The organism is Pseudoalteromonas sp. NC201 (assembly GCF_002850255.1).
GTDB lineage: Bacteria > Pseudomonadota > Gammaproteobacteria > Enterobacterales > Alteromonadaceae > Pseudoalteromonas.
The window spans coordinates 1,227,491-1,237,500 of the sequence record NZ_CP022523.1 but is presented as its reverse complement, the minus strand read 5'-3'; the positions used below and the strand labels follow the sequence as shown (position 1 = coordinate 1,237,500).

Genomic DNA, 10,010 nt, shown 5'->3' with positions numbered 1-10,010 from the left:
ACTTTGCCTTATCCTTGCATTTGGTTTCGTCTTTAATGCGGTGCAAGCCAACTCCATTGCTGCAGCATTTAACGTTGCCTTTGATGTGCCTAAATATGTGATGGGTATTGCGTTAGTAGCAGCTTCAGGGATTATCATCTTCGGTGGTTTAAAAACTATTGCACGCTTTGCCGAACTTGTCGTGCCTTTTATGGCCGTTGCTTATCTTATACTTGCACTTTACGTCTGTGCTGTGAACTTTGCGCAGCTGCCAGATATATTTATGTTAATAGTAAAAAGTGCAATGGGTATTGAACAAGCGGGTGCTGGTGCTATTGGCTACGCCGTAATGCAAGCGATGCTTCAAGGGATCAAGCGCGGCTTATTCTCAAATGAAGCGGGTATGGGTAGCGCTGCAAACGCTGCTGCTAGTGCAACACCAAATCCAAACCATCCAGCATCACAGGGTTATGTACAAATGCTAGGTGTATTTGTAGATACCATAGTGATCTGTACCGCGACCGCTTCGCTTATTCTTTTATCTGGTCAGCTCGAGCCAAACTCAGGTTTAACTGGCATTGAATTAACACAATCTGCATTGGTTCATCATGTAGGAGAATGGGGCGCAATTTTCGTTGCAGTAGCTATTCTATTTTTTGCTTTTACTTCCATTGTTGCCAACTATAGTTATGCAGAAACCAACCTACTGTTTTTAGATCACCATTCAAAGAAAGGCATGATGGTATTTAGAGCTTGTGTATTAGGTATGGTAATGTTTGGTGCGGTAAGCGAACTTGGACTGGTTTGGACACTCGCTGATATTTCAATGGGCTTAATGGCTGTAGTAAACGTGGTTGCACTCTTTATGCTTCGCAAAGTCGTGCTATGGCTTGCCAACGATTATAAAAAGCAGCTTAAAGCTGGCGTAACCCCAGAGTTTGATCCTAGTACCAACCCTGAAGTAGAAAAAACACTACCAAAAGGCATTTGGACTAAATAGACCAATACAGCGCACTAGAGTTTATTTTTAGTGCGCTTTCTTCTTATAAAATTCAGGATTAATGACGAAGAACACAAAAATACGCCCTTGAGTTCATTTAATGTCCAAACAAACCAACCACTTATTGCCTTTCAAAAAAAAATCCGTATAGTAAAGCACAAGTCGGCATATAGCGCAGCTTGGTAGCGCACTGTCATGGGGTGTCAGGGGTCGCAGGTTCAAATCCTGCTATGCCGACCAGCTTTTCTACACTCTATTCAATAAGTTAACTTCATTCATTTCCGTTCGTAAAATACGCTGTATTAGTATCTTAGTAATATAACTTTTCCAATTTTCGTTCGCTATTCCTGTTCTGACTTATGAACTTTGTTTTCTTTTACGTACTAGAAGCTCACCTCAATGAGCATCGCTAGCGACTCCTTTCAATGTCAGCGCCTTAAAACAATGTAAGAAAAATTTCCCGCCAGAGGCAAAGCCTTCAAAAACGAATAACTCTGATGGCTAATTCAGCTTGAATAGATTGATTTGCCGAAATAAGAACACCAAAACATATCGCTGATGTCGGCTATTAAATGCTTTCTCCCGACACAACCTCTCACTTTAAACTTCAAACAGTGTAGTTTCTACTTCCAGTACTCTACGTGACAAGACCAAAAGGCATGCATTACTCAGGCTTAGATTATTTGTGCCTATTCCATTATGTCGGCTCTGCTCCTAACCTCTATTTTCCAGTTAATTAGTAAAATGAAAATGAGGGATTCTTAACATAATTTATAGCTATAACGCCTTATAAATCGGTTCTTTCACAGTAGTTTTCAACTAACAGCAGTAATCACAAAACACAATATATTTACATTAAGGTAATAATACTGACAAATAACCAACCTAGTATTGCGTGACTTTCAATTAAGCACGGAGATTAAAATGAAATTCGCAATACTCATGCTTGCAGTCAGTGCGACTGCAAATGCAAACACCAACATATGTAGCAACTACGGTTGCCCAACTGGCACACCATCAAGTAATGATATCGTTGAGCGACCTATATATGTGCTTAGCAATAATCGCGCAACAAAGTTTGCGGACTGGGTAGCATACAAAGTCACACCAAGCACAATTGACGGACCAAGCCGTTCTAGAACTTGGAAATCAGACCCTAAAATTGCAAGTAGATACACGCTAGAGCCAAGTGACTACAGCGATGCGTGGGCAACTATCCATACAGATAGAGGTCATCAAGTGCCTTTGGCGTCGTTTTCCAATACATCCAATTGGAGCGATACTAACTATCTCTCGAACATTACCCCACAATCATCAAACCTTAATCAGGGTCCATGGGTTAAATTAGAGAATGCAGTGAGAAGTTTAGTGCGAACGGGCGAAAATGCCTATGTGTTCACGGGTCCCTTGTATGAATATTACTTTGCTACCTTGCCTGGTGCTGATGAATCTCACACTATTCCGTCAGGCTATTTTAAGGTCGTCGTCACAATAGCTGGCTCAAATGTGAAGGCTTCTGCTTTTATCATGGAGCAAACTTCTGGAAGATACCTTGATTACTGCAAAACAGAAGTAACCATTGACGAAGTAGAACAAAGAGCAGGCCTGAATATCCTACCCAGCCTGCCAAGCTATAAAGCCACCGACATTGAGGGTCGAGTCGGCGGTCTTAGCGCACCACTAGGTTGCTAGTTGTGACGGCTACCAGTTGGTAGCCCTTTAGTGCCTAGCAGGTCTTATTCGAACTTTAGGTTAGCTTAAAATAGCTGAGCAACATAAGCCACCCTGCACCAAACATAACCACATTTTCGGTTAATGATATAAAACCTAAAGGCACATCAGTGTCACCACCAACACATGCACATTTGAGCACTCTTTTATCAATATTTACGGCCTTAAACACTGAGATTGCGCCTATAAACCCTATGAATATTGCCACTGGTGCATAATAAATGGCTGGCAAAGTTGTTAGCATGCAAACGCCGGCATATAACTCTAAGTAGGGGTAAGCATACGCGTATTTTAGGTGACGCATCGCTAACAAATCGTAAGTGATAAAGGAGTTTGTAAAGCTATGAACATCGCGTATCTTTTGTACCGCGAGTAACAGCATGGAAAACCCAATAAAGGGCATTACCCATTCCACAAGATTATTGACAGGAAATTGTATCGCGAATGTGACCAGCAGCGCGACTAAAAATATCGAAAGTACTGGCCAGTATACGTTTTTCTTTTCCTTATGTGACGGCTTACCTAGATATCGACGCAGCGCCTCATAGCCACCAATACGTTCATCGTTAATAAATATTTGTGGTGTAGTGTCAACGTTATGAGTGGCTTTAAATTCATCCGTCTGTTCCCTTGACTTGAGCACTCTGTCGTCTACATAAAAACCCTCTCGTGAAAGCAAATCCTTAGCTCTGAGACCAAAAGGGCAAATGTGCGATGAGGTATGCATTCGGTAAAGTGTCGCATTTTTCACTGGTGGCTCCCCCTATTTTATTACAAACATAAGTAGAAATTACCGACCGAGTAAATCAGCTAAGAAAAATCTGCCGACATTAGCGCAATTTCAGCTTAATGATTGTAACTAAAGCGAATTCCATACCACCTTTAATTACACTCAATAACATGAAAGCTGGTTGAATTTATTGATGCATCACAATCAAATTAACCTCGAATGAGGTAACCAAAGATAAACCTGATCTTGGTCAGAAAACACGTTATTAAAGCGCAATTCGGGTAAAAAAACCTTCTGACTATAAAGTCTTAGATTTATATTTCGCCTTGTCTTTAGCTACCGAGATAAAAAACAAATGTCAAAAATAATGGGTAGGGAAATAAAGTTAGGCAAGCACAGTGTATTGCTTTCAACAACGGATCTGGACAGTCGAATTACATACGCAAATCAATCTTTTTGTGACATATCAGGCTTTAGCATTGAAGAAATGCTTGGTCAGCCCCACAACTTAGTTCGTAATCAGGATATGCCAAAAGCGGCTTTTAGAAATATGTGGTCTACCATTCAAAATGGCCAATCTTGGATGGGACCTGTTAAAAACTCAACAAAAAATGGGGATTACTATTGGGTAAACGCTTTTGTTACTCCCATTAAAGACGAGCGAGGCAACATAGTTGAATACCAATCTGTAAGAACTTGTCCTTCTCCCGAGGTAATTAAACGCGCAGAAAATGCTTATCGCACTCTTGATAGCCAACAAAAAACGAGTCGCTATGACAGCACTCGCCTCTCATTTATGTTATTGCTTTTCATCGCGATAACTTTGCCTCTAGCATCGCTATTAAACAACCATTGGTTTACGCTGCTACCTTTGACTCTACTATTCATCACAATTGCGTTAACCGCACGTTTTCGCTCTAAATATAAAGCTTTGCTCACACAAGCCAAAACGATTTTTGATAATGATTTAATGTCTGTGATATACGGTCAATCTCGCGATCGGGTTGCTGATATTACACTAGCATTTGAAATGCAGAAGGCAAAAATTTCTGCGGTGGTGGGCAGAGTAAACGACGTGTCCGTTCGAGTAAGTGAAAATGCAAAACTTACTACACAAAGCGGCCAATTTGTTGCTGAACTACTAAAGCAGCAAACAAGCGAGGCAAAAGAAATGGTCGTTTGCATGGATGAATTTTCACAAACGATTGACGAGCTCTCAGAAAACGTAAACCACGCTGCTGATGCGGCTAATAACTCAGAACAACAGGCTGGGCGTGGTAAAGCCGCAGTAAAGGATGTCATCGACTCGATTCACTACCTTGATGAGCATTTAATGGAAGTGAACAATGCCGTGAACCGCTTAGTCTCCGGTAATGATCGAATTCAAAATATCCTTAGTGTTATCAACTCTATTGCCGATCAAACCAACTTGCTTGCGTTAAATGCCGCAATTGAAGCCGCCCGAGCGGGCGAACATGGGCGAGGATTCTCAGTTGTAGCAGATGAAGTTCGCACACTTGCACAACGCACACAAACTTCCACAGAAGAAATCACGCAATTACTTAAAGAGCTAAATGATATTTCCAGCTCCGCTGTTGAGTCAGTGCAAAAAAGTAATAGCTTATCAAATCAAAGTGTTGATCTTGCAAAAAATAACGGTTCAAGCCTTGATACCATTCAAAACCATGTGATGCATCTAGCCGACTTAAATCGCAGTGTTGCCGCCGCCATTGAACAACAAAGTTGTGTGGTAAAACAGATAAGCATAAACGTTGACAGCGTGACTACGCTCGCAGAGAAAGGCACGGAGCACGGCGAGAAATCTTTTATTTTAAGTCAAGAATTGCTGACTCAAATCGAGCAGCAAACGCGCCTAATACAGCAATTTTCTCAAACATGAAAAATCAAAGTGAAACAAGACTTAATGTATGCGTACATTAAAGCCTAATCAGTAACTACTCTTAAATATCAGTGGACCTAAGCATTTTACTAGACAAATTAGGTCCACTTAGTTCGCAAATAAAACAATGTTATAGTTCCGCCTCAAGAATGGCGAGTGCCTCCTTTTCTGCCTGTTTCACATTGCCATCGGCTTCAATAACACGCACGGCTAGATCTTTCGCAAGTTTACGCATCGGTTCATCAATAATGTTATTCATGCGGTGTTGCACATAAGCTTCAATATCATTATTTTTTATCGCAACAACAGACTTTGACAGGCTGTCTTCAATATAATCGTCTAATGCGATTGCAGAGTTCCAATGTAGGCTTTTTGCCCACTTTCGCACAACATGCTTTTCACTTTCGCTGATGACACCGTCAACACCAATAAACAATAGTGCGATATCAATTAGAGCTTCTTTTTGCATCTGATCGACGCAAACACCAGTATCAAAGTGGTTTAATAGCTGTTCAAATTTCATAATTCTTCCTTAACCCTTTTCTGCAAATTAAGATCACAGATATTTCAAGACGGAACAAAAAACGCTAATGTTTAAACATATGCTAACTTTTTCCATTTGTCATATTAAAAAAGTGCAAGTTCATTTACACCTCATTCCAAAGCTTGTTAAAGGTCAAAGGACTATCGAGTCCAACTTATTACATTTTATTTTTCACAATATAAGAAGCATCCAAACTCCTTCAACATTACGGTCTGTATCGCTAAAATGGGTTACGTATGCTGGTCACAAGCACCAATACATACGAATAAAGAACCAGCCTCCCCAAAAAGCATCAATCTTAAAGTTTGAATTAGTAAGAAAAGTTCTAGACCTCCACAATTGATTCATTTTGTTGAAATAATTTGCACACTCTCAAAATCAATCAAAGAAAAATAGGAACAACAATGAAAGAGTTAAAATTAGGAATGAACTTATCATTTTTCATTTCCCTTTCTATTATCGCGCTTAGCTTGCTTATCTTAGATACTTTAATAGTATCTGAAAGAATTAGCATGATTTCGTTTGTCCAATTAACGCTATCTGCGGCAATCATGTTTTATATTGCTACAGGGCTATGGGCAATATTCAGTGGTCAAAGCCGAGTAATCATCTGCAATCAAGGTGTGGTTTATCACAGCTTGTTAGGTCAAAAGCACTATATTCCAGCAGAAGAAGTGGAAAAAATTTCCGTAGAAGGATTACTATGGTTTAGTTACACCAAACTTTATCTTACAACCGGAGAACTAAGGATCTGGTCTTTCAAACCCAATCTTGCGCAACAACATAGCCTTAAACTACTCGGGTACATTTAATCCTATCCTTATTCGCGTGTAGTAAGTCTCATAAAGTTGCTTTCAAAACGAGGCATTGAGTAAGATAACCTAAACTTATAACGAGGTTATTATGCAAAGACAATATGCTATAGGTACGCTCGGCGTACCTTGGACTTCCAAAGAAAAAACATTGTGGTTAGAAAACCAATCGATAAAGCGCTCATATTCTGAAGAAGTCGTAACTCAAATAGAAGCGCTCAAGCACACTTTTGACGTCACCGAGTATGGTCAGCTTGACTACCCCAACCAAACTTATTCTCTATATGCATTAACAACAAAAAACTGGCAGCAAAACAAACCGACCATACTGGTTACCGGTGGCGTGCATGGCTATGAAACAAGCGGTGTACATGGCGCTCTTGCTTTTGCCAAATCAGAAGCACAACAATATGAACAGGCTTATAATTTCATTATCTTGCCTTGCTTGAGTCCTTGGGGCTATGAAACGATAAACCGCTGGAACCCAGAAGCCATTGACCCTAATCGCTCTTTTTATGCGGATAGTCCAGCGCTTGAGTCTCGATCAGCAATAGACTTTGTCAATGAGAAAGCAGCGGATATTCTGTGTCATGTTGATTTACACGAAACCACAGATTCCGACAACTCAGAATTCCGCCCAGCATTGGCAGCAAGAGATGGTAAAGAGAATCACAATTGGAACATTCCTGACGGTTTCTATTTAGTCGGACATACACAAAAACCGGAAGCTAAATTTCAAAAACGTATTATCGAAGAAGTGGCTGCGGTAACACAGATTGCTGATGCAGATGACCATGGGCAGTTAATCGGTGTTGATTTAGAACAGCACGGTGTGATTAATTATGACGGTACTGCGCTAGGTTTATGTATGGGTATGACAAATGCCGCTTTTGTAACAACAACAGAAGTTTACCCTGATGGTCAAAACGCAACACCAGAAAACTGTATCGCGGGTCAAGTGGCAGCAATTAGAGGGGCCATTAAATACCTACAAAACGAAAGCCTATAAGGTTTCAGAAGGTGTGGTTTGTTAAAAACCACACCTAGGAGCTAGGAGAATGAACAGGATCTACCAAGTTGTCATATTGTTAAGCGCTAAACTTTTCCGGTGAAAACAACACGACCTGTTATAATAAAACCTAATTCGCTAAGTCTTCCTTACCGCTAACAACCCCAAAGATTTCTTTGAATGAGGTCGGTTTTTGCAAAATACTCACTGGAATATGCAATGCTCTTGCGATGTCACTAGCTGAGATCATACCTCTGAGCCCTTCCGAACCAACCAATAAAACGTGCTGCAATCCTAAACTTTGTAAGGTTTCAAGCACATCTCCTATTGTACTTTTAGCAACCATTTCATAGGGAACAGCGTAGAGCTCTTCTTTACTCACCATCACATCTTCAACGCACACATCTTCTCTCGACACCTGCTTTCGCTGTGCAACACTTAAGACCTTTCTACCCGTAAGGTCGCGACAGTTTACCACTCCCAAGAAATTATCATCTTCGTCGACAACGAGCTTTGAGCGCACATGGCCATTTTTCATCATGTATAAAGCATGATCAATATCGACATCTTTTGCTATCACCTGAGGCTGCCTGCGAGTAAAGTCAGTCACCACCTTAATCGCACTACTGTCCATATTTAAAGGTTCTGAATCGAAGTGATCACAAAGCTGAAATCCTCCTTCCAACTTAACGGTTTTTAACGCTTTGTATTGGCCCATTTTATACTCCTGCTTCTATAAAGCTCTTCGAAAGTCTGGTTTTTATGTTGCTGTGAACAATCCACAGCTAAAAATAAAAAGAGCAACCAGTGCAAAGGCAGTAAGAAATTATTTTAGGTAACTGGAAAAGTAAGAGAGATTACGAAAACTCGAGCACATGAGAGCTAACCTCACCCCTCTCTAATTAAAATATGGTTTATTCAGTGAATATATTCAAGTCAATGAAGTCTAAAACTCCTGTAATCTCAGTGTAATGCCGTGTAATAGCTAAATTTAAGCAAACGAATTAGACTGAAGATGTTTGCTAGGATTTATCACCCTAATATCAAACAATTGGTTTAGGCATTGGAATTCCGCGTCAAACTAGAAAAACTGTAATTCCAAATTAGACCAAGCCGGTACGATAAGTACTGGTGAATTCTTCCCTCAACGAGACCCACCTCGTGGGTCTTTATCATTGAGTAGAAGGAAATAAAATTGTATGCTTCACGGCACTTATACATTGATATAGATGAAATTTACGCCTTGCTGAATTGTGATATCTATTTTGTATAAGCATGTAATTTTCATCAAAGTTATACGGAACTAACTATGGCTTATTTAATCGACGAACAGAAACTCGAACGAGTCTATCTTAAAAGCTATCATACGGTAGGCCGCTATAAATATAGTGTAGATACCTTGATAGACAAGCCGGGAGTATCGCGACATCACGCCATTATCGAACTCAATGAAAACAAATGGTTTATCAGAGATGTGAGTACAAACGGCATCTGGATAAACGATAAAAAGCTCGACAAGAACCTGCCGTATCAGCTATTCGAAAATGATAAGATTGATTTTGCAGCACCTGGTCAAAACTCGTTTGTGGCGGCGAACTTGCAAACAGAGTGTCAATATCTAGTTTCTCAGTCAAACAACCAAAAAGTAGTAGAAGTAACGAATCAACTTCTACTTCCTAGTGAAGATGATCCTAAACACATCATTTACTATGATAAATTGCTCAACTATTGGTTTTTAGAAGATCTCAATACCTCAGATCGACAAGCCTTAATAGATGGCAGTATTGTATCGCTGATGAACGACCAATGGATGTTTTTTTCTGCCACGACAATCGCTGTAACTAAGCACCTTGAATGCCAAAAAGCTGCCAAGCCAATGGCGCTAGAGTTCAATGTAAGTCAAGACGAAGAAGATACCCAATTAACACTAAGTGTTGACGATAAACACCTAGATTTAGGTGTCAGAAGTCATCACTACTTACTGTTGCTGCTTGCCAGAACTCGGATCCAAGATAAAGATGCTGGCCTTGAATCGGATGTTCAAGGTTGGGTTTACCGCGATGACTTAGCAAAAGCACTCGGCGTACAAACAAACCATATGAACATTATGGTTCACCGCGCACGCAAGCAATTTGTCGATTCTGGTGGCGAAGATTACCCAGAAGCAACCTTTTTATTAGAAACTCGCTGTGGTCGAGTAAGATTGAATTGCCAAGATATCACGATAATAAAAGGCTCTAAATTAGAAACTCGCATGACAACTTAAGCGATATTGTTAGTTGGGCAGAAATAGCATTTCTGCCCA

At 40.3% G+C, this 10,010-nt stretch carries 9 protein-coding genes and 1 tRNA gene (1 of these 10 cut by a window edge); 7 read left to right on the top strand and 3 right to left on the bottom strand.

What is annotated here, in order from left to right; translation table 11 throughout:
• The 3 genes from PNC201_RS23195 to PNC201_RS23185 all read left to right on the top strand — a co-directional run.
• A protein-coding gene (locus PNC201_RS23195; protein WP_010607547.1) for an alanine/glycine:cation symporter family protein crosses the window boundary here: on the top strand, window positions 1-979 show its 3' portion. 440 nt of this gene lie to the left of the window's left edge; 979 of the gene's 1,419 nt are visible here — the last part of the coding sequence; its start codon lies beyond the left edge, outside the window; the stop codon is at window positions 977-979.
• 163 nt (window positions 980-1,142) lie between these two features.
• A tRNA-Pro gene (locus PNC201_RS23190) sits at window positions 1,143-1,219 on the top strand.
• A gap of 684 nt (window positions 1,220-1,903) precedes the next feature.
• A complete protein-coding gene (locus PNC201_RS23185; RefSeq protein WP_010607546.1) occupies window positions 1,904-2,671 on the top strand; it encodes a DNA/RNA non-specific endonuclease in 768 nt (255 codons plus the stop codon).
• A gap of 55 nt (window positions 2,672-2,726) precedes the next feature.
• On the opposite strand, the gene PNC201_RS23180 is transcribed toward PNC201_RS23185, so the two are convergent.
• Entirely contained in the window at window positions 2,727-3,437 is a 711-nt protein-coding gene (locus tag PNC201_RS23180; protein ID WP_102058608.1) for a MauE/DoxX family redox-associated membrane protein, read from the bottom strand.
• 370 nt (window positions 3,438-3,807) lie between these two features.
• Between PNC201_RS23180 and PNC201_RS23175 the strand changes: the two genes are divergently transcribed.
• Window positions 3,808-5,340: a PAS domain-containing methyl-accepting chemotaxis protein gene (locus tag PNC201_RS23175; RefSeq protein WP_102058607.1), complete on the top strand. Its 1,533-nt coding sequence runs from the start codon at window positions 3,808-3,810 to the stop codon at window positions 5,338-5,340.
• A 130-nt stretch (window positions 5,341-5,470) separates the two neighbouring features.
• Here PNC201_RS23175 and PNC201_RS23170 read toward each other — a convergent pair whose 3' ends face one another.
• On the bottom strand, window positions 5,471-5,863 hold the full coding sequence (locus PNC201_RS23170) for a hypothetical protein (RefSeq protein WP_010607543.1): 393 nt from the start codon (window positions 5,861-5,863) through the stop codon (window positions 5,471-5,473).
• 425 nt (window positions 5,864-6,288) lie between these two features.
• Between PNC201_RS23170 and PNC201_RS23165 the strand changes: the two genes are divergently transcribed.
• Together PNC201_RS23165 and PNC201_RS23160 are read left to right on the top strand one after the other, a co-directional pair.
• Window positions 6,289-6,696: a hypothetical protein gene (locus PNC201_RS23165; protein ID WP_010607541.1), complete on the top strand. Its 408-nt coding sequence runs from the start codon at window positions 6,289-6,291 to the stop codon at window positions 6,694-6,696.
• Between the two features lie 91 nt (window positions 6,697-6,787).
• Window positions 6,788-7,705 carry a M14 family metallopeptidase gene (locus tag PNC201_RS23160; RefSeq protein WP_102058606.1) on the top strand — a complete coding sequence of 306 codons (918 nt, stop codon included), beginning with the start codon at window positions 6,788-6,790 and terminating at the stop codon, window positions 7,703-7,705.
• Window positions 7,706-7,835: 130 nt separating this feature from the next.
• Here the strand turns inward: PNC201_RS23160 and PNC201_RS23155 are convergent, their stop codons facing one another.
• A complete protein-coding gene (locus PNC201_RS23155) occupies window positions 7,836-8,423 on the bottom strand; it encodes a CBS domain-containing protein (protein ID WP_102058605.1) in 588 nt (195 codons plus the stop codon).
• Window positions 8,424-9,014: 591 nt separating this feature from the next.
• Between PNC201_RS23155 and PNC201_RS23150 the strand changes: the two genes are divergently transcribed.
• Window positions 9,015-9,971 (top strand): FHA domain-containing protein, encoded by a 957-nt coding sequence (locus tag PNC201_RS23150; RefSeq protein WP_010374789.1) that lies wholly within the window; start codon window positions 9,015-9,017, stop codon window positions 9,969-9,971.
• Window positions 9,972-10,010: the final 39 nt, after the last annotated feature.

Bases quoted from the DNA above. Each gene is read 5' to 3' on its own strand.
- PNC201_RS23155 (WP_102058605.1), bottom strand. From the start codon at position 8,423: ATGGGCCAATACAAAGCGTTAAAAACCGTTAAGTTGGAAGGAGGATTT.
- PNC201_RS23175 (WP_102058607.1), top strand. From the start codon at position 3,808: ATGGGTAGGGAAATAAAGTTAGGCAAGCACAGTGTATTGCTTTCAACA.
- PNC201_RS23180 (WP_102058608.1), bottom strand. From the start codon at position 3,437: ATGCATACCTCATCGCACATTTGCCCTTTTGGTCTCAGAGCTAAGGAT.
- PNC201_RS23165 (WP_010607541.1), top strand. From the start codon at position 6,289: ATGAAAGAGTTAAAATTAGGAATGAACTTATCATTTTTCATTTCCCTT.
- PNC201_RS23160 (WP_102058606.1), top strand. From the start codon at position 6,788: ATGCAAAGACAATATGCTATAGGTACGCTCGGCGTACCTTGGACTTCC.
- PNC201_RS23185 (WP_010607546.1), top strand. From the start codon at position 1,904: ATGAAATTCGCAATACTCATGCTTGCAGTCAGTGCGACTGCAAATGCA.
- PNC201_RS23150 (WP_010374789.1), top strand. From the start codon at position 9,015: ATGGCTTATTTAATCGACGAACAGAAACTCGAACGAGTCTATCTTAAA.
- PNC201_RS23170 (WP_010607543.1), bottom strand. From the start codon at position 5,863: ATGAAATTTGAACAGCTATTAAACCACTTTGATACTGGTGTTTGCGTC.